Genomic DNA, 21,024 nt, shown 5'->3' on the forward strand with positions numbered 1-21,024 from the left:
TCACCCGTCCGGGTGACGGGTGCCGTCGGCGGGGCGGCCGTCAGTCCTCGGTCGTGTCCTTGAGGACGTCACACGTGTTCTGGAACTCCTCCATGAGGCGCGTCGCCTCGACGATCAGCACGCCGTAGGGCCGGGTCGCGTCCGCCAGCGGCAGCCCGTACTCGTCGGCGGCGTCGAGGACGTTCTGGAGCGCCTTCTGGGCGAGGGTGGCGAGCCGGCACATCTCGTCGGCCTGCTCGGCCAGGGTGTCGGTGTCGAGTTCGGCGATGACGTGCGCGATGTCGCGCAGCCGTCCGGCGAAGTCGGCGTAGGCGGTGAGCGCCGGACCGTACGTGTACGTGTTCTCGCTCTCGCTCCAGCGGCCCAGGCTCCGGGTCAGCGACCCCAGCTGGTACACCGCGCGCTCCATGGCGCTCAGGCTCTGGCGGTACCGGGTGAACGTGAGGTAGCTGCGGTGGGCGGGCAGGAACCGGCGGGGGTTGAGGGACACGCTGCTCTCCGCCATCTCCAGGCCCGCGCGGGCCTGGCCCACCGCGGCCTGGACCCGCTCGCCGGAGGCCACCCAGCGTTCGGCGCGCTCGGCGTCCACGTCGCCGCTGCACAGGCCGTCGGCCATGTCGTCGAGGAGCGACTCCATCTCCCCCGCCAGGGCGTGCAGGCCCTGTTCGGCGCTGCGGTAGCGCAGGGGCGGGGCGATGCTCAGGTTCACGGCCATGCCGATGCCGCAGCCGATGAGCACGAGGAGGATGATCTGCCCGAGCTGGGCGGCCCGGTCGGCGTTGGTGGCGGCCGAGGTGTAGGTGGAGAACGCGAAGAAGGCCGCCGTGGCCACCTGCGACCGCTGCTCGCCCAGGGCCTGCCACTGGCCCAGCGTGAGGGCGATGACGGCGACCAGGACGAACGCGAAGAGGTCCGGCCCGGCCGTGAAGCCGATCGCCGCCTGCACCGCCACGCCGACGACGACCGCCGCGATGTAGCGCAGGGTCTGCCACACCGACTTCGACACGGTCACGTTCATCGTCAGTACGGCGGAGAACGGTGCGAACGCCGGTGACGTCGCGTCCAGCACGGCATGGGCGATCCACCAGCTCAGGGTGGCGGCCACCACGCACTTGCCGATGAGCAGGGCCGTGTCGCGCTCGTGCCCCGACGAGCCCGCCGCCCGCCGCACCCACGCCCATCCTCCGCGAATCCGCTCCACCACGCGCCCCGACTGCCTCTCGTCCGGCGGCCCTCCGGATCGAGGACCAGGTCACCACAAGTAACCCTTGCAAATCTGAGCAAACCGTGACGCGGGCGACAGCGCCGGACGGGCCGCCTCCGCGCCCGCTTTCCCCGTTCCCCGGCCATGACGCGGGCTCCCGGTGCGGGGAGCCGCGACAGCGACGAGAGTAGGAAGTCCTGTTTGGAAGGAAAAGTGGTGGAAACCTGAACGGCTGAGCCCCGCGCAGTCCCCGTCGCCGCAGGCGGCACCGGAGCGCGCGGCGCGTTCGGCACTACTTCGCGATCGGAAGGACGAGACCCGTGCAGGTCGGTTACAAGCTCGCCGCCGAGGCCTTCGGGCCCGCGGAACTGATCCGGCAGGCGGTGCTGGCCGAGGAGGCCGGCTTCGACTTCGTGGAGATCAGCGACCACTACCACCCGTGGCTCGACAACCAGGGCCACTCGCCGTTCGCCTGGTCCGTCCTGGGCGGCATCGCCGCCAGGACCACGCGGATCGGCCTGGCCACCGGGGTGACCTGTCCGACCGTCCGCTACCACCCGGCGATCATCGCGCAGGCCGCCGCGACGCTGGCGCTGATGTCGGAGGGCCGGTTCGTCCTCGGCGTCGGCTCCGGCGAGCGGCTCAACGAGCACATCGTCGGCCCCGGCTTCCCGCAGACCGTGCCGCCCCGGCACGCCATGCTCAGGGAGGCCCTGGAGATCATCCGGCTGCTGTGGAGCGGCGGCTACCGGTCCTACGAGGGCACGTACCTCCAGCTGCACGACGCCCGGGTCTTCGACCTCCCCGACGAGCTTCCGCGCATTGCGGTGGCCGCCAGCGGTCCGCCCTCCGCGCGGCTCGCCGCCGAGCTGGGCGACGGCCTCTTCGCCACCGAGGCCAAGCCGGCCATCACCCGCCACTACGAGGAGGCGGGCGGCACCGGCCCCCGCTACGCCGAGGTGCCGCTGGCCTGGGCCCCCGACGAGCACACGGCGGCGAAGGCCGCGCTGGAGACCTCGCGGTGGGCGCTGACCGGCTGGAAGGTCATGAGCGAGCTGCCCAACCCCGTGAACTTCGCGGCGGCCACGGAGACGGTGCGCGAGGAGGACATCCGGGAGAAGTTCGCCTGCGGCACCGACCCGGAGCACTTCCTCGCCGCGGCCCAGCCCTTCGTCGACGCCGGCTTCGACCACCTGGTCATGCAGAACGCGGGCCCGGACCCGGACGGCTTCATCGACTTCTACCAGCGGGAACTCGACGCCCGGATCCGCCGGCTGACCCCGTCCGGCACCGGGTCCTGACACCGCCGACGGGTCCGGCCGGCGCGCCCGCCGTCCGCCGGTCGTCCGGGGCACCCCGGACGCCGACGGACGCCGACGGGGACGCCGACGGGCACGGCGAACCGGCGGCCCACCGGGCCGACCAGCGGGCGACGGGCCCGCGCACCGGTTCGCGGAAGGGCCGGGCGCTGTTTCGGACGCCGCCGTGAGGGCACCCAGCTCACGCCCCGGACGCGATCACCGGGACCGGCCGGCCCGCGGGGCGGGGGACGTCCACCGCAAGCGACGGGACGCCGACGAGACACAGGAGGACCGCGTGACGACCGACCATCGCGAGGAGGGACACCTCCCGCACGGGACCGACCACCCCGGAGAGGGGGACGGCCCGCCCCCGGCCACCCCGGAGGCACGGGCGGGTGAGCTGTTCGCGGACTTCGTGGCCAAGGAGGCCGCGGACGTGCCGCTGCCCGGCCGGGCGACCGCCCGCCGCTTCGCGGCGCTGGCCGGTCTCGGCCGCCGGGACCTGTCGCTGGCGCGGCTGGCCGAGGGCCATCTCGACGCGGCCGCGATCCTGCACGAGACGGAGGGGACGCTGCCCGCGCCCGACGAGCGCTGGGGCGTGTGGGCGGCCCGTCCCCCGGGCCCCGGCGTGCGGGCGCGGCGGACCGGGCAGGGCTGGCTGCTGAGCGGCCTCAAGCCGTACTGCTCCGGCGCCAGGTCCTGCACGCACGCCCTGGTGACCGCCGACGCCGACGACGGCTACCGCCTCTTCGCGGTGGCGCTCGGCCACCCCGGGGTACGGCCCGTGGACGGGACCTGGCCGGCGGTCGGCATGCGGGGCAGCGACACCCTGGACGTGACCTTCGCCGACGTCCCCGCGCGGGCCGTCGGCGGCCCGGACGGCTACCTGGACCGTCCCGGCTTCCTGCACGGCGGGATCGGCGTGGCGGCCTGCTGGCTCGGCGGCGCGCAGGCCGTCGCCACCGCCCTCTACGACCGGGCCGCGGGCGGCGGGCTCAACGACCACGCCGCGGCCCACCTGGGCTCGGTGGACCTGCTCCTGCACACCGCCGGGACGATGGTGCGGGAGGCGGGCGACGCGATCGACGCCGATCCGCTGGACCGGCGGGGGGAGGCCCGGCTGCGCGGCCTGCGGGTGCGGGCACTGGTCGAGAGGGTGTGCACCGAGGTGATGGGCCACGTGGGCCGCGCGACGGGCGCCGGACCGCTGTGCCACGACGAACGGCACGCGCGGGCGGTGGCGGACCTGACGGTGTACGTGCGTCAGCACCACGCCGAGAGCAACCTCGCCGAGCTGGGCCGGCTCGTGGCGCAGGACACGCCGGGAGCGGACCGGTGAGCGGGACCCCGGACACGGGCACGGACATGGACATGGACACGGACATGGGTCCGGACACCGCCGCCCGGCGGGAGGCCGCGGCGCTGATCGACGCGGACGGCACCCCCGAGGCCGACTGGCGGGCGGCGGACCTGCCGCGGGCGCTGCCCCGGCTGCGGGTCCCCGAGGGGCCGGTCGTGGTGGTGGCCGCCCACCCCGACGACGAGGTGCTGGGCTGCGGCGGCACCGTCGCGGGCCTGCGCGCGGCGGGCGTGCCCGTGCACATCGTGTGCCTGACCGACGGCGAGGCCTCGCACGGCCCCGGCGACACCGCGACGACGGGCCGGCTGGCCGCGCGGCGCCGCGCGGAACTCGCCGCGGCGCTGCGCGAACTCGGCCCGCTGCCGGACCCGGTGCACGCCGGGCTGCCCGACACCGCACTCGACCGGCACGAGGAGCACGCCCGTACGGTCGTCGGCGAGGTCGTCGCGCGGGCGGGGGCCGCCCTGTGCCTGGCGCCGTGGGAGGGCGATCTGCACAGCGACCACGAGGCGGCCGGACGCGCCGCCCGGCGGGCGGGCGGCGACCACGGCGTCACGGTGTGGACGTACCCGGTGTGGATGTGGCACTGGGCCCGCCCCGGCGATCCCCGCGTCCCGTGGCACCGGGCCGGCGTCCTGCCGCTCGCCGGGGCGGACCTCGCCCGCAAGCGGGCCGCGCTGACGCGCTTCACCAGCCAGCTGGAACCGCGGGGCACGGGAAGCGCGCCCGTGCTGCCGCCGCAGGAGATCGCCCACCACACCCGCACCTTCGAAACGGTGATGCGTTGAACACCCCCGTCAGCTACTTCGAGGGCCAGTACGCCCACGGCACCGACCCCTGGCACCTGGCCGAGCGCTGGTACGACCGGCGCAAGTACGGCCTGACCGTCGCGGCGCTCCCCCGCGCCCGCTACCGCCGCGCCTTCGAGCCCGGCTGCTCCGTCGGCGTCCTCAGCGAACTCCTGGCCGGGCGCTGCGACGCCCTGCTGTCCACCGACCGGGTCCGCCCGGCCGTCGACACCGCCGCGCGCCGCCTCGCCGGCCACCCGCACGCGACGGTGCGGCACATGGCGGTGCCCGAGGAGTGGCCCGCGGACCCCTTCGACCTGATCGTCCTCTCGGAGCTCCTCTACTACTTCGACGCCGCGACCCGCGCCCGCATCCTGGAGCGCGGCGTCGGGAGCCTGAGCCCCGGCGGACACCTGGTCACCGTGCACTGGAACCATCCGGTCGCCGAGCACACCTGCACCGGCACGGAGATCGCCGAGCAGCTCGGCACGCTGCCGGAGCTGCGCCCGCTGGCCCGCTACGACGACCCGGACTTCACCCTCACCGTGCACGAGCGCGCCGCCGGTCCGGGCGCCGCCCTGTCGCCGGCCGGCGCCGAGGGCCTGATATGAGCGTGTCCGCCGTGGCGGTGGTCGTCCCCGCCCACGACGAGGGGGACCGGATCGTCGCGTGTGTACGAGCCATCCGCACGGCGGCGGCCCGGATGGCGCCGCTGCCCGTGGTGACCGTGGTGGTCGCCGACGCGTGCACGGACGACACGGCGGCCCTCGCCGCCCGGGAGGGCGCGCACGTCGTACGGATCGACCGGCACGCCGTGGGCGCCGCGCGCGCGGCCGGTGTGCTGCGCGCCCTGGAGCTGCTGGAGGACGCGGGGCCCCATCCGTGGCTGGCCATGACGGACGCCGACTCGACGGTGCCCGCGCACTGGCTGACCCGCCAGACCGCCTGGGCCCGGCGCGGCCACGACGCCGTCCTCGGCACCATCCGGCTCGCCCCCGGACACCCCGGCCACCGGCACGTGCGCAACCGGCACGACGCCCTGTACCACCGCACCCGCCCGGCGCCCGGGATCCCCTGGGAGCACCCGCACGTGCACGGCGCCAACATGGGCGTGTCCGCCGCCGCCTATCTAGGGGTCGGCGGCTTCGCGCCGCTCACCAGCGGCGAGGACCGCGATCTCGTGGCGCGGCTGGCGGCGACGGGCCACCGCATCGCCCGCGCCGACGACCACCCCGTCCGCACGGCGGACCGGCTGCGCGGCCGCGCTCCGGGCGGCCTGGCCGACCTGCTCGCCGCCCTGGAGCGGTCGGCGGACCGGGCCGCGACCGTGCCGCTCGCCCCGGTCCCGTACGCGTGTGACCGTTGAACGACAGGGAGAGCCGGTGTCCACGACCGGAACGGAGGAGGTCGCCGTGAGCGAGCGGGACGGCCTGCGGGCCTACCACGGCAAGCGGCACTTCGACCGTACGAAGGAGCCGCGCGGAGAGCCCGGCGCACCGGACGCGCGGGACGCGCGGGACCCGGACGCGCGGGGCCGGGCGTCGGAACCGGTGTTCGTCGTCCAGATCCACGACGCGAGCACCCTGCACTTCGACTTCCGGCTGGAGGTCGACGGGGTGCTCAGGTCCTGGTCCGTCCCCAAGGGGCCCTCCCCCGACCCGCGGCGGGCCCGCTCGGCGCGCACCGGCCGCACCCTGCGCCAGGTCGCCGCGGCGGAGGGGGACGGGGAGCGGACCCGGTCATGAGCCGACAGCGACGGACAGCGCCGCGGGACGTCCTGGGGGTCCTGCTGCGCGAGCACGGCCGGACCTACGCCGCCGAGGCGGGCATCCGGCTGCGGAACACGCCGCAGCCGCTCTACCGCACGCTGGTGCTCGCGCTCCTGCTCGGCGCGCGGATCCGGGCCTCGGTCGCGGTCGCGACGGCCCGGGCCCTGTACGACGCCGGGCTGCGCGATCCCCGCCGGATGGCGGACGCGCCCCGGCAGCGGCGCGTCGACGCCCTGGGCGCGGGCGGCTACCGCCGCTACGACGAGCGGACGGCGACCCGGCTCGGGGACGGCGCGCGGCTGGTCCTCGGCGAGTTCGGCGGAGACCTGCGGACGCTGCGCGAGCGGGCGGACGGGGACCCCGACGCGCTGCGCGCGCTGCTGCGCCGCATGCCCGGCATCGGCGCGACCGGCTCCGCCGTCTTCCTGCGCGAGGTGCAGGACGTCTGGCCCGAGTACGCGCCGTTCCTGGACCCGAAGGCCCTGGGCGGCGCCGAACGCCTCGGTCTGCCGACCGATCCCGACGCGCTCGTCCGCCTCGCGGGCGACGCCTCCCCGGGGGTGCTGGCGGCGGCGCTCGTCCGGGCCGCCCTCGACCAGCGGGTGGTCGACGACTGCCTGGACCGGGCGCACGGCGCGCGCCGGCCGGACGGGGGCGCCGCGCGGTGACGCGAACACGGCGGGCGCGGACGCTGACCGATACCGACACCGATACCGATGACCGACACCGATGACCGATGACCGATACCGACTGAAGACCGCGGTGGACAGAAACCGCTGTGAACCGGAAACCCCTGTGAAGGAGACCCCGTGAGTGCACGAGCCGCTGTGTTCGACGTGGACGGAACGCTCGTCGACACCAACTACCTGCACGCGGTGTGCTGGTGGGAGGCGCTGCGCCAGGCCGGGCACCGGGTGCCGATGACCGCCGTCCACGGCGCCATCGGCCTCGGTGGCGGCGATCTGCTCGACCACCTGCTGGGCGAGGACCGCGACCGGGACGGGGACGACGCCGTCAGCGCGGGCCACAAGGCCCTGTACGGCACCTGGTTCGAGCGCCTCGCCCCCTTCGACGGGGCGGCGGATCTGCTCCGCCGCCTGCACGGCGAGGGGTGGACGGTCGTCCTGGCCACCTCGGCCGGCGGCCCCGAACTCGACGCTCTGCGCGGGGCGATCGACGCGGACGACGTCATCGCCGCGACCGCGAGCGCCGACGATGTGGAGGAGGGGAAACCGGCGCCCGAGCCGGTCGAGCACGCGCTGGAGCTGGCGGGGGCGCGCGCCGAGGACAGCGTCTTCGTGGGCGACTCGGTGTGGGACATGCGCGCGGCGAGCCGTGCGGGGGTCACGCCGGTGGCGGTGCTCAGCGGCGGGGTGAGCCGGGCCGCGCTGGAGGAGGCGGGCGCGGCGGAGGTCTACGCGGACACCGCGGAGCTGCTGGCGGGTCTCGGCCGCAGCCCGTTCGGCGGAGCCTGAGGGCGGGTCACCGGGCGGGCGGCGGTCCGGTGCCGTCGCTCCCCTCGGGGAGCTGCGACAGGCCGTCCGACCAGTGGTTCGTCCAGCCGCAGCCGCCGCAGGCGTACCGGCCGTTGACCCCCGCGATGCTGGTCCCGCACTCGGCGCAGGCCCGCTCGGTGATCTGCTGTGCGGCCAGGAACGCCGCGGCGGCCTCCGCCTGGGAGACCGCGTCCTGATCGGGCGCGCTCACGCCGGCCGCCCGGTCCCCGGCCGCCCCGACGCCGGTCCCGGTGCGGCCGATCCCTGCGCGGCCAATCCCTGCGCGGCCAGTCCCTGCGCGGCCGGTCTCCGTGCGGCTCCGAGCACGCCGCGCCGGCCGTGTCGACCCTGCATTCGGTTCCTCCCCTGTCACCGTCCCTGGCACGGCGTCCCGGTGGACGCCGTCCCCGTCACGGTAGAAGACGCGGGCGGGGACGGCACCGACGCGGTGGTGCCGCACGGGTGAGCGACCCAGCGGACCTGCGGGAAGCCGCCCCCGTCGTTTCCGAACGAGGGCCGCGTGCGGTACGAAGGACTCCGTGCCGTCCAGCGATGCCTCCGCCCTCCAAAGCCAGCGCCCCCGTCCGACCGACACCGTCCGGGCCTTCGTCGCCCTCGCCCCGCCCGACGGGGCCAAGGACGAACTCCGCCGGGCGCTGCGCCCGGCGTACGACGCCCACCCGCGACTGCGGTGGAACCGCATCGAGGACTGGCACATCACGCTGCTCTTCCTCGGTGAGCTGCCCGTCGATACGGTTCCGCTGCTGTCCGCGCCGCTCGCCGCGTGCGCCGCGCGGCGGCCACCGCTCACGCTCGCCCTGCGCGGCGGCGGACACTTCGACGGGCGGGTGCTGTGGAGCGGCATCGACGGTGACCTGGCGGAACTGCACCGGCTGGCCGCGGAGGTGCGGGCGGGCGTGCGGGCGCAGGGCGTGCCGTTCGAGGACCGGGCGCTGCGGCCCCACCTGACGCTCGCGCGGGCCCGGCGCGACGATCCGGCCTCCGTGGGCCTGGCCGCCGACGGGCTCGCCGGGTTCAGCGGGCGGGCGTGGCGGACCGAGCGGCTCCACCTGGTCGCGAGCAACTTCGGGCGCGGCCCGGGGGTGATCCGCTACCGGGACGTGGCCGCGTGGCCGTTCACCGGACCGGAGCCCGGCGGGTCCGCGCACGGCTGAGGTCCGCGTGCGGCCGGGCACGCGGGGTGCCGCTCACGCCGCCAGCGTCTCGCGGGCGATGCGGACGAACGTCTCCATGTGGGGGTGGCCGCCGTGGTGCGGGTACACCAGGTTGAGCGGCACCGTCGGCGCGTCCGGGATCGTGATGAAGGAGACGAACGCGTGGAAGTGCTGGCGGCCGACGAATTCCGGTACCACGCCCAGCCCCTTGTTCGCGGCGACCGCCTCCAGCCACTCGTCGAAATTGCGGCAGACGACCGCCACGTCGGGGCGCCGGTCCGCGGGCCAGTCGTCCAGGTTGGTGGTGCCGCTGACCTCGTTCAGGACGAGCTGGTGGTCCGCGATCTCCTGCCAGCGCATCTCCTCCAGCGTGGCCAGTTCCGAGCGCGTCGACACGGCGACGATCCGGCGTTCCTCCAGCAGCGTCACCGTGCGCATGCCGGGCGCCTGCACCCGCCCCCGCAGCACCGCCACGTCGGTGTCGCCGCGGTCCACCCCCGCCAGCTTCGCGTCGTGGCGCCGCACGTGGACCGACAGGCCGGTCTCCGCCTCGAACCGCGCGATCGCCTCCTGCGGCCAGCCCGAGGGGAAGCCCCAGGCGAAACCCACGCGGAAGGTCTCGTCCTCCGGTTCGGGGCGCAGCGCCGCCTCCAGCCTCGGTATGAGAAAGCTGAGCTGGCCGTAGAGGGCCTCACCGGCGGGGGTGAGCGCCACCTGCCGGGTCGTGCGTTCGAGCAGGCGTCTGCCGATGAGCTCCTCCAGGCGTCGTATGTTGCGACTGAGCGTGGGCTGCGACACCTGCATCCGCTTGGCGGCACGGGTGAAGTGCTTGTCCTCCGCGAGTGCCAGGAATCCGCGCAGGTGGTGCAGCTCGATACTCATGTCGAGCAGCATATGCAGACGATCGATCACCCATCCGCATCCGGCATTGCCGTCCCACTCCTGCAATGTTCTGGCCATATCCCATTAATCACCTTCGAATCCAACGCATTTGTCGAGATTGCCGCCCGATATCCGCTACCCCGCCCGCATTCGCCGGAGCGGGGGCCCCGGACCGCGGTCCGGGGCCCCCGCTCCGGCGGGCCTGTGCGACGGCGCGCGCTCAGCCGCGGTACTGCTCCTCCGTCACGTGTTCCTTCCAGTCCGTCGGGCCGTCGGTGACCGCGATGTGGGTCATGAAGGTGCCGGGGCCCGCTCCGTGCCAGTGCTCCTCGCCCGGGTGGCACACGACCGTGTCACCGGCCCGGATCTCCTCCACCTCGCCGCTGCGGAAGCCCAGCAGGCCGACGCCCTCGGTGACGTGCAGGACCTGGCCGGCCGGGTGGCGGTGCCAGGCGCTGCGCGAGCCGGGGGTGAACAGGACGTTGCGGACCTCGGCGTGGGCGGTGGCGCCGATGCGCGGCCACAGCCAGACGTCGCCCTGGAAGCGCTCCTCGGGCCCCTTGGTCGCGTCTCCGGGATGGCGAATGACGTCCATGACTCTTGCTCCTCGATGTGAGTGGTGGGGTTGCTGCTGTTCTGGACTTGCTGTGGTGGTGCGGTGGCTACGCGGCGCGCCGCGCGGGCTCCCCGGACCGTCCGGCGAGGAGGACCAGTCCGGCGGCCACGACCGACACCGCCGCGAGGACGGCGTTGGTCGTGCCGAACGCCCCGTGCGCCGATCCGGTGTGCTCGGCCAGCGCCAGGTAGACGGTGCCGAAGACCGCGACGCCCATCGTTCCGCCGACCTGGAGCGTGGTGTTGAACAGGCCGCTGACGTCCGGCGCGTACCGGGGCTCGACCGACTCGGTGAGGTGCGCCAGCGTGCCGCTGAACGCGGCGCCGTAGCCGATCCCGCCGATGCCGAGCAGCAGGACCAGCCAGCCGGTGGTCTGGAGACCCGCCGCGATCCCGGCGAAGGCGACCGCCATGAGCAGGCCGCCCACGGGCGCCGCCAGCCGGCGGCCGCGCGTGCCCATGCGGCCCAGCAGGGGGCCGACCGCGGCGAACGTCGCCACCCAGGCGATGGGCACGAGGCCCGCGTACACCGCGCTCCTGCCCAGGCCCTGCTGGAGGTAGAGCGCGAGGACGAAGAGGAGGGCGAAGTAGCCGGCCCGGGTGGCGGCCTGGGACACCAGGGCGAGCGAGACCGGGCTCCGGGAGAGCAGCGACACGTTCATCAGCGGGTCGCCGCCCCGCCGCGCGATGGCCCGCTCGACCCGCGCGAACAGCGCGAAGACCGGCAGGGAGGCCGCGAGGCTCAGCCAGGTCCACAGCGGCCAGCCCGCGTCCTGCCCCAGCACCAGCGGCGTGACCAGCAGGAACAGGGCCAGGGAGAGCAGGCCCACGCCCTTCAGGTCGAGCTTTCCGCGCCGGGGGGACCGCTCGGCGGGCAGGAACACGTACGCGATGACCAGCAGGCCGATGCCGAGCGGCACGTTGATGAGGAAGATCGGCCGCCAGCCGCTCCCGAGGATGTCCGCCGACACCAGCACGCCGCCCAGGGCCTGCCCGACGACCGAGCTGACGCCGAGGACGCCGGTGTAGGCGCCGAGCGCGCGCCGCCGGGCCGCGCCCCGGAAGGTGACCTGGATACCGGTCAGCACCTGGGAGACCATCAGGGCGGCGCCGATCCCCTGCACCACGCGCGCCGCCACCAACGCGGCGCCGTTCGGGGCGAGTCCGCAGGCCAGCGAGGACGCGGTGAACACGGCCAGGCCCACGAGATAGGTGCGGCGGCGCCCGCGGATCTCGCCGAGCCGCGCACCGGTGATCAGGAGCATCGCGTAGGCGAGGGTGTACCCGGAGACGATCAGTTCGAGTTCGCCGCCCGTCGCGTGCAGGTGGCTCCTGATCGAGGGGATGGCCACGTTCACGACGGCGATGTCCACGTTACCGAGGAACATGCCGCCGAGCAGGGCGGCCAGCACCCATCCGGCCCGGCGTCCGGGCTCCGGGGGCTCCTGGGGTTCCGCGACGGTCTCGGCCGGCCGTCGCACCGCGGTGTTCTTCACGGGATCCGCTCCTTGACTGTACCTACTAGTATGTACGGAGCATAGGGCCTCGCCGCACGGCTTCGCACTACACGGCGTCCCGCTGGACCAGCTGGAACTGGATGCCCCTGGACGTCGCGGGCCGCGTCCAGGCGTTGAGGTTCGGCCCGACGGGCACCGGCTCGTCCGTGGTCAGCTCGACGCCCAGCCCCTGTACGGCCCGCATGATCGTCGGCACGTCGTCGACCTCCACGCCGATGTGTTCCAGGGTGGCCTGGCGGCCCGCGCCCAGCCGGCTCTCGCGCGCCTGCGGCGTCGTGGGTTCGATGAGTTCGATACGGCCGTCGCCGCAGTGGTAGAACGCGATCTTCACCTGCCGTTCCGGAACCTCCTGGGCCCGCTCCAGGACCATTCCCAGGCTTTCCAGGAATTCCCTGGCCGCGGCCAGGTCGTCGACCACGATGCCGATGTGGTCAATTCGCTTGAACATTCCCTCTTCCTTTCTCGGACTTCTCGGAACCTGCGGACCCCGCGGAATCAGCGGTTCGGCCCCTTCGCCTTTCCCGGCGTTCCGGTCAGGCCCTCCGTGGAGAACTTGTTGTGCAGGGAGGCGAGCTGCGGCAGGTTCGACATGTTCAGCAGGAGCAGATCGCCCTCGCTGCCCCGGTTCTCGAAGTGGTGGGTCCACCAGGCGGGAATCAACAGGATGTCGTCGTCGTCGATCCCGACGTCCTCCGAGGTCTCGTCGAGGACGAGGACGCCCGACCCGGAGCGCACGAAATACAGGTGCCACCACGAGTGCGCGTGCGGGGTGGTGCGCTCGCCGGGGCGCACCGCCTGGAAGGTCATCGAGGTGCCCGGGACGATCTGGTGCCCGCCGTCGGGCCCGGCCAGCGTCAGCGTGCCGTACTCCGAGTGCTCGGCGGCCGCCAGCTCCTCGGCCAGGGTCTTCCACGGCCAGATCACCGGTGCGGGCGTCTCCTGGACGTGGCGCTTGCGGAATTCAAGGTACGGAAACTGACGTCCGTTCTGGACCGGCATGCTCTGTCTCCTGCGCGGAATCGTGGGGGTGGGTGGCCGCCGGCGTCCGGCGGCGGTGGGTGTCCGCGACCATGTCGTGGACCGCGGCTTCGGCGTCCCGGGTGAACTGCGAGGCCAGTCCGTGCCGGGGCAGCGCGTGTGTGTAGAACCGGGGGCCCTCGACCAGGTAGCCCAGCGCCCAGGCGCCGCGCAGCGGTGGGCCCGCGGCCGTGAGCGGACGGCCCGCCTCGTCGATGTCGAGGCCGCCCGGCGCGAAGTCGCCGTTGCGGTAGGGGCGCACGAGGCCGCGCTCCAGGAGCCGGGAGGTCAGCGGGGAGCGGTCGCGCTCGGGGTGGAAGGCGTCCAGCCGGGCGATGACCAGCGCGTCGGCGTACCGCGTAGCGGTTCCGCCGCGGTAGTCGGTGCGCACCGTGAAGCGGGCCCGCTGCGCGTCGGTGCCGAGCGTGCTGCCGGGTCCGCCCGCGAGGTCGACGACCCCGGCCCGCATCAGGGCGATCAGCTGGTGGTTGCGGTGCCGGGGCGGCCCGAACGCGATCCGGTTCATCACCGGCACGTACGTCGCGTTGAAGACGCGGTGCGAGGCGGGCGTCAGGCCGCCGAACTCGACCGCCTCGCGCAGCGCGGCACGGGTGTCGCGCACGACGTCCGTCGCGGCCTTGACCGGGCTGGTCAGGTTCCCCAGCTCGGCGTGGGCCAGGTCGTCGTCGAGGTACGCGGTGAAGAACTCCCGGAAGTCGTCCTGTCCGTCGAACTCCCGTGCGCCCAGCGGGTCGAGCAGCTCGGCGACGATCCGCCGTTCCCGCGGCGACGGCTCGAAGCCCTCGTGCGGGACGGGCCGTGCGAGCTGCGTCGTCCGGTACGCGTACGCCATCTCGCGGACCAGCAGCGGCAGCACCTCGGCGACGAAGTCGAGCTTGCCGTCCGGCCGGGCGGCGCGCAGGGCCCGTACCGCCTCCGGGGTGAAGAAGCGGGCCCGGTGGCCGCCGGTGACGCCCTTCTGGTTGACGCCGCGCGCGCTGAACGGCAGGCACTGCCGGGAGAAGAGCAGGATGCGCGGCTCCCGCCCGGAGGGCCGGTACTCGGTCGCGGCGCCGGCCCCGTGGAAGGTGCCGCCGCGTCCCGCCGTCAGCTCGGAGAGCACGTCGTGGGCGGTCAGGCCGAATCCCTGGACGGCGACGGTGGATCCGGGCGCGATGCGCTGGAGCAGGTCGACGGGGTAGGGCGTGGAGAAGTACGCGAGGTGGGGGTTGCGGTCCGCGTGCGCGCGGGCGAACTCGCCGTGGGCGAGGTCCTCCGGGGTGGGGACGCGCTCGCAGTGGCCCGTGGTCAGGAACAGGTAGTCGACGGTGAGGGTGAAGCCGCGGGCCAGCCGGACCGTGTGCCGCTCGCCGTCCGGGACGACGTCCACGGCGCGGTCGCGGTGCTGGACGACGCGGACGGTGTCCGGCAGGGAGCCGAGCGTCCGGTCGAAGACCGAGCTGAGGTAGGCGCCGAGCAACCGCCTCGGCAGGTAGGCGTGTTCGCCCACCGGCTCGCCGCTGTCGTCACCGGTGGGGTGGTAGGCGGCGTCGAAGGCGCGGTACCCGGCTTCGGCCGCCCACTCGGTGAAGGAGGGCCCGGCGCCCTCGGCGTACATCGACACCTGGCTGGCGACGGTGTTGGTCAGCAGGTGGGCGGGCTGGCGCGCGGGGTGCGCGCCCTGTCCCCCGTCCCCGGGGTCGATCAGGTGCACCTCCAGCGTCAGGCCCGGCGGCAGTTCACCCGCGACGTCCGCGATCTTCTGGAGGACGCTCAGGCCGCGCGGCCCGACGCCCAGCACGGCCACGCGCAGCGGGCTCACCGCCGGGCTCCGGCGGCCGTGGCGCCCACGGGGCTGTCGGCGGGCGGCTCGTGCAGGCAGGACCAGTCGGGCGCGCCGGGGAGCGCAGGGAAGCGCAGCGCCACCTGCGGATCGTGGCCGGGGATGATGTGGTCGTCCCCGTCGGCCAGCGCCTCGATGCGGTCGTAGCCGTCGAGCATCGGCGAGAGTCCTTCCAGGATGGGGAAGGGACTGCGCAGCCGGATGTTGGCCCACAGGTGCGCGGCGTCGCCGGCCAGGACGACCCAGCCGCGCGCCGTCGGCACCCGTACGACCTGGGTGCCCGGCGTGTGTCCCGGTACGGGGTGCACGGTGACCCCGGGGACGATCTCCGCCGCGCCGCGGTGCAGGACCAGCCGGTCCGCGTAGAGCCCCCGCACGGCGGCCGCCACGTTCTCCGGCTCGAAGGGCCTGCGCACGACGCGGTGGCGCATGGACGCGCCGGTGCAGAACCGCAGTTCCTCCTCCTGGAGGTGGACGCGGGAGTGCGGGAAGCGGTCGAGGTTCCCGGCGTGGTCGTAGTGCATGTGGGTGATGACCACGTCGGTGATGTCGGCGGCGCCGGTGCCGAGGTCGGCGAGGGCGTCCACCGGGTCGCGGAAGAGGGTGCGTCCGCGCCGCCGCGCCATCTCGCGCGGGAAGCCCGTGTCGACGAGGACGAGGTGCCGGCCGTCGCGCACCACCCACAGGTAGTAGTCGTTGGGCATCTCCGAGCCGGGGGTGAACTGGCCCTCGTCCGTGAGGAAGTTGTCGCGTGCGGGCCGGCCGGCGTGGGTGCCGAAGCGCAGCGCCAGGACCTCGTACAGCGGGGTGTTCCCGGCCACGGGGTTCACGCTCCCACCAGGTCGAGCCGGCGGCTCTGCGCCGGGACGGTGGGGGCGCCTTCCTCGAAGGGGAAGGCGCGCTCGCCGAAGGCGGGTTCGAGCTGGTCGAACCAGGTGGCCTTCGGGTCGTACTTCGCGTAGAAGGGCTGGCGCACCAGGTGGCCGCGCCGGGCCTGGAGGAGTTGCAGGGCGAAGACCCGCTCGCCCCGGATGGTGGGCGTGCCGTCGATCAGGACCTTGCCGGGGAAGGCGCTCATGGACGGGCCGCGCACGGTGCGCGAGAGGCCGGAGACGCTGGCGTAGGCGGTGCGGAAGAGGTCGTAGGCCTCGGTGAGCGGCAGCTCGAAGTAGGCGCGGGCGCCGGTGTCGCGCTCGACGAACATGTAGTAGGGGACGGCGCCCAGGCGGACGCCCTCGGTCCACAGCTCGTGCCAGGCGGCCGGGTCGTCGTTGATGTGCCGCAGGACCGGCGACTGCATGCGCACCACGGCGCCGGTGGAGTTGACGCGGCGCAGGGCCTCGCGGGCGATGTCGGGGCGCAGCTCCGCCGGGTGGTTGTAGTGCCCCATCAGGGCCAGGTGCTTGCCCGCGCCGACCACGCGCTCGAACAGGCGGAGCAGGTCGTCCGCGTCGGGGTCGCTGACGAAGCGCTGCGGCCAGTAGCCGACGGCCTTGGTGCCGATCCTGATGTTGCGGATGTGGGCGAGGTCGGGGGCGAGGAGCGGTTCGAGGTAGCGCTCCAGGTTGGCGGTCCGCATGATCAGCGGGTCGCCGCCGGTGATCAGCACGTCGGTGACCTCGGGGTGGCTGCGCAGGTAGGCGCAGAGTCCCTCGGCGTCCTTGGCGGCGAAGTGCAGGTCCTCCGAGCCGACGAACTGGGGCCAGCGGAAGCAGAACGTGCAGTAGGCGTGGCAGGTCTGCCCCTGGCTGGGGAAGAAGAGGACGGTCTCCTTGTACTTGTGCTGGATGCCGGGCACCACTTCGCCCTCCAGCTCCGGCACGTTGTGCGTGAGCTGGCCCGCGGGGTGCGGGTTCATCCGGGTGCGGGCCGCGTGGATCTCCTTGGCCAGGCCCTGCTTGTCGCCGGAGCGGATGAGGTCGCGCAGGGTCGTGAAGTCCTCGGGCGCCAGCATCGAGCGGTGCGGGAAGTTGAGCCGGAAGATCGGGTCGTCCGGTATGCGGTCCCAGTCGATCAGCTGGTCGAGGACGTACTGGTTGGTGCGGAAGGGCAGGACGTGCGAGACGACCTCCACGTCCTCGCGCAGCTCGGCCGGAATGCGCTCCCACTGGGGCGCCCGCTTGATCGAGGAACGGTTGTAGGGCTTGTATTTCGCAGGGTTCTCGACGTGACTTCCCATGATGACTCCCGGATGGGGTATGTGGGGCACGGAAATGGGCGTCGCGGGGAACGGCGCCGGGTGAATGCGAGGGCTCCCGCGCATTCACTGCTTCCTCGCATTCACCCCGGCCCGACGATCCGGCCGTGGGCGCCTTCGCTCGCCGCCCCGAAAACGTAGCGCGCCCCGTCCGAGGGGGAGAAATGCTTTCGCGGCGCCATTGATGCGGGAGCCGTATCAATCGGCATTCATGAGGGCGGCGCATCAATCCCCGGTGAAGCGTATGAATCGGCGATTCTCGGCCGTGGTGAACTGCCTAGACTCGGCCATCGCCGCGGCGCGGGAGCGCGGCCCGGCGGGTCATTCATGTCGTACGGCAGCCGCGCCGCGGGCGCGGGCCAGGAAGCGGGGGTCTCCTTGGACGGTCGACTCGGAACAGGACTCGGTGTCGGCATCGTGGGCATGGGTCCACGCGGACTGAGCGTGCTGGAACGCCTGTGCGCCAACGCGGCGGAGGAGCCGGGCGGCGCGCCCGTCACCGTGCACGTCGTCGACCCGGCCCCGGCGGGCGCGGGCCGCGTCTGGCGCACCGACCAGTCCCCGCACCTGCTGATGAACACCGTCGCCGAGCAGGTCACCGTGTTCACCGACGCCGGAGTCAGCTGCGCGGGACCCGTCGTGCCGGGGCCGGACCTGTACACGTGGGCGGCGTCGCTCGGCACCGACGGCGCGGGCCACGACGAGCGGGTGCTGCGGGAGGCCCGGGCGCTGCGCCCGCACACGTACCCCACCCGCGCGCTGTACGGCCGCTACCTGCGCTGGGCCTTCGGGCACGTCCTGCGCACCGCGCCGGCGCGGGTGACGGTCCGCGTGCACCGGGACACGGCCGTCGCGCTGGATCCGGCCGGGGACGGCCGCGACGTGCTGCGGCTGGACTCGGGCGTCCGACTGCTCCTGGACGCGGTGGTCCTGGCGCAGGGTCACGTCCCGTCCGGGGACGGCGCGGGGCACGGGCGGGACGCACGGCGTCCGGCGGGCGGCGCGCGGTTCGTGCCGCCCGGCAATCCCGCGGACGCCGACCTGTCGGGGATCGCGCCGGGCGAGCCGGTGGCGCTGCGCGGGCTCGGCCTGGCCTTCTTCGACTACCTGGCGCTGTTCACCGCGGGCCGGGGCGGCTCCTTCGAGGACCTCCCCGACGGAACCCTCGCCTACCGCGCCTCGGGCCGCGAGCCGCGTCTGTACGCGGGGTCCCGGCGCGGGCTGCCCCACCACGCCCGCGGCGAGAACCAGAAGGGGCTGGGCGAGCGCCACCGCCCGCTGGTCCTCACTCCGCGCACCGTGCGGGAGCTGCGTGCGCGGGCCGCGGCCGGCGGCGTCCGGTTCCGCGCGGACGTCTGGCCGTTGATCGCCCGCGAGGTCGAACTGGTCTACTACGAGGCCCTGTTGCGCCGCCGGGGCACTCCCCGCGAGCGCGTCGCCGCCTTCGTGCGCGGCTACCTGGAGGCTTCCCGGGCGGCGCCCGCCCGGCAGGCGCTGCTGCGCGCGCACGGCATCGCGGACGGCGAGCGCTGGGACTGGGACGCGCTGACCGGCCCCTGCCCGCCGCACGCCCTCGGCGGACGCGCCGCGTTCACCGCGTGGCTGGCCGTCCATCTGGACCGGGACGCGGCCCTCGCCCGCGGCGGGAACCTGGACGAGCCCGTGAAGGCGGCCCTGGACGCGCTGCGCGACCTGCGCAACGAGATCCGGCAGATCGTCGACCACTCGGGGATCACCGGCTCCTCCTACCGGGACGAACTCACCGGCTGGTACACGCCCGTGAACGCCTCCCTCTCGATCGGGCCGCCGGGCCGCCGGGTGGCGGAGATGGCCGCCCTGATCCGCGCGGGCGTCCTCACCCCGCTGGGGCCGGGGATGCGGGTGAGCGCGTCGCCCACCGGCTGGCTGGTGTCCTCGGCCGTGGTGCCGGGTGAGCCCGTCGCCGTCACGACCCTCGTCGAGGCGCGGGTCCAGGAGACGGACGTGCGCACCACGTCCGATCCGCTGCTGCGCCATCTGATCGACTCGGGCCAGGCCGCCGCCTACCGGGTGCCCGACCCGGCCGGCGACACCCACGAGACGGGCGCCCTGGCGGTGACGCGCCGCCCCGGCCGCGTCCTGGACGGCCACGGCCGCCCGTACGAGAGGCGCTTCGCGCTGGGCATACCGACGGAGGGCGCGCACTGGGCGACGGCGGCGGGCATCCGGCCCGGGGTGGACTCGGTGACCTTGCAGGACGCGGACGCGATCGCGCGCGCCGTCCTCGCCCCGGACCCGGCGCGCGCGCCGCGCCGCACGCGGCTGTCGGTGGTCCGGTGAGCCCGCAGCGGACGCTCCAGCGGGTCCTTCCGCGTCCCGCCGGTCCGGCCGGGGCCGTCGCCGGGGAGCCGCGCGGCGGGCCGTCCGCCGCGCTGATGGTGGCGGCGGTGACCGTGCTGACGTCGCTGCCCGTGTTCCTGCCCGGTGCGGCGGGCGGCCTCATCTCCGCCGATCTCGGCTGGAGTCCGGCGCGGCTCGGAGCGGTCCTCGCGGTGTACTGGCTGGCCTCCCTGGCGGGGGCGTACGTCACCAAGCGGGCGGCCGTCCCGCCCACCGTCGAGCGGGTGCTGGCCGTCGCCCTGGGCGCCACCGCGCTGGGCCTGGGCTGCGCGGCGGCGGCGCCGGGCACCGGACTGTGGGTCAGCTCCGCGCTCGGCGGCTTCGCCTACGGCTCCACGCAGCCGCACACCAACGCCCTGCTCATGCGGCGCTGCCCGCCGCGCGTGCGGGCCCTCGCCTTCGGGCTCAAGCAGGCGGCGGTGCCCGCGGCGACGCTGCTCGCCAGTCTGGCGATGCCTCTGCTGGCCGGCCCGGCGGGCTGGCGGCCCGTCTTCACGGTCACCGCGGTGCTCTGCGCGCTCGGCGCGGTCCCCCTGCTCCGGCGGGCCGCGCCGCCCGGCGACCGGTCCGCGCGGCCGGCCGGGCGGGCCGGGAGCGCGCTGCGCCGCGACCGGCACCTCATGGCCCTGAGCTCCGCGGGATTCTTCGGCGCCATGGTGGGCAACGGCCTGGGCGGGTTCCTGGTCCTGTCCCTCACCTCGCACGGCACCTCGCTGGCCGTGGCGGGGACGACGGCCGCCGCCGGCGCCGTGCTCAACATCGCGGTGCGGCTGGGCGCGGGCTGGCTGGTGGGGCGGCGTCCCGGCGCGACGGGCCCCGCGCTGACGGCCCTGTTCCTGGCGGGCGCCTGCGGGACGGTCCTCCTGTCGGGGACCGGTCAGGCCCCGACCACCCTGGGCGCCCTGCTCGCCTACGGCGGGGGGTGGGGCTGGGCGGGCCTGCTGCACTACGCGATCGGGCTGCCCCATCCGCGGCGCGAGCAACAGGCCACCGCCTACAGCCAGATGGGCGTCTCGCTGGGCGCGGCGACGGGCCCCCTGGTGTGCGGGGTCCTGTTCGCCCGGGCACCCGGCGCGATGTGGTGGACGCTCACCGCGGCGGGGCTCGCGGCGGCCGGGTGCACGCTGGTGGCGCGGCGCGGCGCCCGGTGACCTGCGGAGCGGGACGGCGGGGCGGGCCGCGCCGTCCCCCGGTTCACAGCGCCCGAGCGGTGAAGGGGCCGACGGTGAAGGCGTCGCCGCACACCTCAAGGGTGCCGGGCGCGGGCGCGGTGAGGGACGCGGTGTCGTCCGGCGGGTAGACCTTGATGCGCGCGGGCGCGGCCCAGCACTTGCCGTCCGCCACGCCGCGGTCGGGGGTCTGCACCACCGGGTGGGCGGCCTGTCCCGCCGTGAGCACGCGAGCCTGACCCGTCTGCGCCGCCGCAGCGCGTATCCGGCGGTGCGCGGGCTGCGCGCGGAGGGGCTGGTCCGGGCGATCGG

General features: G+C 74.8%; 21 protein-coding genes and 1 pseudogene. 11 read left to right on the top strand and 11 right to left on the bottom strand.

The genetic code is table 11. The features are described from left to right. Positions 1–40 precede the first annotated feature (40 nt). The gene (locus ACIP5K_RS25490) at positions 41–1,171 is read right to left on the bottom strand and encodes an aromatic acid exporter family protein (protein WP_401413004.1); all 1,131 of its coding nucleotides are present in this window, start codon (positions 1,169–1,171) and stop codon (positions 41–43) included. Between the two features lie 353 nt (positions 1,172–1,524). On the opposite strand from ACIP5K_RS25490, the gene ACIP5K_RS25495 reads away from it, so the two are divergent. The 8 genes and pseudogenes from ACIP5K_RS25495 (at position 1,525) to ACIP5K_RS25530 (ending at position 7,897) form a co-directional block, all read left to right on the top strand. Next, positions 1,525–2,505 (top strand): TIGR03557 family F420-dependent LLM class oxidoreductase, encoded by a 981-nt coding sequence (locus tag ACIP5K_RS25495; RefSeq protein WP_401413006.1) that lies wholly within the window; start codon positions 1,525–1,527, stop codon positions 2,503–2,505. A gap of 295 nt (positions 2,506–2,800) precedes the next feature. Next, positions 2,801–3,844 carry an acyl-CoA dehydrogenase gene (locus ACIP5K_RS25500; protein ID WP_401413008.1) on the top strand — a complete coding sequence of 348 codons (1,044 nt, stop codon included), beginning with the start codon at positions 2,801–2,803 and terminating at the stop codon, positions 3,842–3,844. After that, a complete protein-coding gene (locus ACIP5K_RS25505; protein WP_401413010.1) occupies positions 3,841–4,653 on the top strand; it encodes a PIG-L deacetylase family protein in 813 nt (270 codons plus the stop codon). The genes ACIP5K_RS25500 and ACIP5K_RS25505 overlap by 4 nt, the downstream gene beginning before the upstream one ends. Further along, positions 4,650–5,264: a class I SAM-dependent methyltransferase gene (locus ACIP5K_RS25510; RefSeq protein ID WP_401413012.1), complete on the top strand. Its 615-nt coding sequence runs from the start codon at positions 4,650–4,652 to the stop codon at positions 5,262–5,264. Before ACIP5K_RS25505 ends, ACIP5K_RS25510 begins: the two co-directional genes overlap by 4 nt. Then, positions 5,261–6,019, top strand: a complete 759-nt coding sequence (locus tag ACIP5K_RS25515) for a glycosyltransferase (RefSeq protein ID WP_401413013.1) — start codon at positions 5,261–5,263, stop codon at positions 6,017–6,019. The genes ACIP5K_RS25510 and ACIP5K_RS25515 overlap by 4 nt, the downstream gene beginning before the upstream one ends. 46 nt (positions 6,020–6,065) lie before the next feature. Next, a pseudogene (locus ACIP5K_RS25520) lies at positions 6,066–6,332 on the top strand (DNA polymerase ligase N-terminal domain-containing protein); the annotation flags it as partial. 62 nt (positions 6,333–6,394) lie between these two features. Beyond that, a complete protein-coding gene (locus ACIP5K_RS25525; RefSeq protein ID WP_401413014.1) occupies positions 6,395–7,090 on the top strand; it encodes an endonuclease in 696 nt (231 codons plus the stop codon). 141 nt (positions 7,091–7,231) lie between these two features. Then, positions 7,232–7,897 carry an HAD family hydrolase gene (locus ACIP5K_RS25530; RefSeq protein WP_401413016.1) on the top strand — a complete coding sequence of 222 codons (666 nt, stop codon included), beginning with the start codon at positions 7,232–7,234 and terminating at the stop codon, positions 7,895–7,897. Between the two features lie 7 nt (positions 7,898–7,904). On the opposite strand, the gene ACIP5K_RS25535 is transcribed toward ACIP5K_RS25530, so the two are convergent. Then, positions 7,905–8,129 (bottom strand): hypothetical protein, encoded by a 225-nt coding sequence (locus tag ACIP5K_RS25535; protein WP_401413018.1) that lies wholly within the window; start codon positions 8,127–8,129, stop codon positions 7,905–7,907. A gap of 328 nt (positions 8,130–8,457) precedes the next feature. On the opposite strand from ACIP5K_RS25535, the gene thpR reads away from it, so the two are divergent. Continuing rightward, the gene (gene thpR, locus ACIP5K_RS25540; protein WP_401413020.1) at positions 8,458–9,093 is read left to right on the top strand and encodes an RNA 2',3'-cyclic phosphodiesterase; all 636 of its coding nucleotides are present in this window, start codon (positions 8,458–8,460) and stop codon (positions 9,091–9,093) included. A 33-nt stretch (positions 9,094–9,126) separates the two neighbouring features. On the opposite strand, the gene ACIP5K_RS25545 is transcribed toward thpR, so the two are convergent. The 8 genes from ACIP5K_RS25545 to ACIP5K_RS25580 form a co-directional block, all read right to left on the bottom strand. Continuing rightward, positions 9,127–9,975: a LysR family transcriptional regulator gene (locus tag ACIP5K_RS25545; protein ID WP_401413022.1), complete on the bottom strand. Its 849-nt coding sequence runs from the start codon at positions 9,973–9,975 to the stop codon at positions 9,127–9,129. A 220-nt stretch (positions 9,976–10,195) separates the two neighbouring features. Next, positions 10,196–10,570: a cupin domain-containing protein gene (locus ACIP5K_RS25550; RefSeq protein WP_401413024.1), complete on the bottom strand. Its 375-nt coding sequence runs from the start codon at positions 10,568–10,570 to the stop codon at positions 10,196–10,198. Between the two features lie 67 nt (positions 10,571–10,637). After that, positions 10,638–12,086: an MFS transporter gene (locus ACIP5K_RS25555; RefSeq protein ID WP_401413026.1), complete on the bottom strand. Its 1,449-nt coding sequence runs from the start codon at positions 12,084–12,086 to the stop codon at positions 10,638–10,640. Between the two features lie 67 nt (positions 12,087–12,153). Continuing rightward, entirely contained in the window at positions 12,154–12,555 is a 402-nt protein-coding gene (locus tag ACIP5K_RS25560; RefSeq protein ID WP_401413028.1) for a VOC family protein, read from the bottom strand. A 47-nt stretch (positions 12,556–12,602) separates the two neighbouring features. After that, positions 12,603–13,106 (bottom strand): cupin domain-containing protein, encoded by a 504-nt coding sequence (locus ACIP5K_RS25565; RefSeq protein ID WP_401413030.1) that lies wholly within the window; start codon positions 13,104–13,106, stop codon positions 12,603–12,605. Beyond that, positions 13,069–14,946, bottom strand: coding sequence for an FAD/NAD(P)-binding protein (locus ACIP5K_RS25570; RefSeq protein WP_401413032.1), 1,878 nt, complete (start codon positions 14,944–14,946; stop codon positions 13,069–13,071). Before ACIP5K_RS25570 ends, ACIP5K_RS25565 begins: the two co-directional genes overlap by 38 nt. Beyond that, positions 14,943–15,788, bottom strand: coding sequence for an N-acyl homoserine lactonase family protein (locus ACIP5K_RS25575; RefSeq protein ID WP_401413033.1), 846 nt, complete (start codon positions 15,786–15,788; stop codon positions 14,943–14,945). The genes ACIP5K_RS25570 and ACIP5K_RS25575 overlap by 4 nt, the downstream gene beginning before the upstream one ends. Positions 15,789–15,793: 5 nt before the next feature. Continuing rightward, on the bottom strand, positions 15,794–17,146 hold the full coding sequence (locus ACIP5K_RS25580) for a KamA family radical SAM protein (protein WP_401413035.1): 1,353 nt from the start codon (positions 17,144–17,146) through the stop codon (positions 15,794–15,796). Between the two features lie 441 nt (positions 17,147–17,587). On the opposite strand from ACIP5K_RS25580, the gene ACIP5K_RS25585 reads away from it, so the two are divergent. Both ACIP5K_RS25585 and ACIP5K_RS25590 read left to right on the top strand, forming a co-directional pair. Further along, positions 17,588–19,483, top strand: coding sequence for an FAD/NAD(P)-binding protein (locus tag ACIP5K_RS25585; RefSeq protein WP_401413037.1), 1,896 nt, complete (start codon positions 17,588–17,590; stop codon positions 19,481–19,483). Then, positions 19,480–20,694: an MFS transporter gene (locus ACIP5K_RS25590; RefSeq protein ID WP_401413038.1), complete on the top strand. Its 1,215-nt coding sequence runs from the start codon at positions 19,480–19,482 to the stop codon at positions 20,692–20,694. The genes ACIP5K_RS25585 and ACIP5K_RS25590 overlap by 4 nt, the downstream gene beginning before the upstream one ends. A 43-nt stretch (positions 20,695–20,737) precedes the next feature. Here ACIP5K_RS25590 and ACIP5K_RS25595 read toward each other — a convergent pair whose 3' ends face one another. Continuing rightward, complete coding sequence (locus ACIP5K_RS25595) at positions 20,738–20,941, bottom strand: DUF4232 domain-containing protein (protein WP_401413040.1); 204 nt, start codon at positions 20,939–20,941, stop codon at positions 20,738–20,740. Positions 20,942–21,024: the final 83 nt, after the last annotated feature.

Origin of the sequence: Streptomyces sp. NPDC088785, from assembly GCF_044750685.1 — a bacterium.
In the GTDB taxonomy this organism is placed as follows: domain Bacteria; phylum Actinomycetota; class Actinomycetes; order Streptomycetales; family Streptomycetaceae; genus Streptomyces.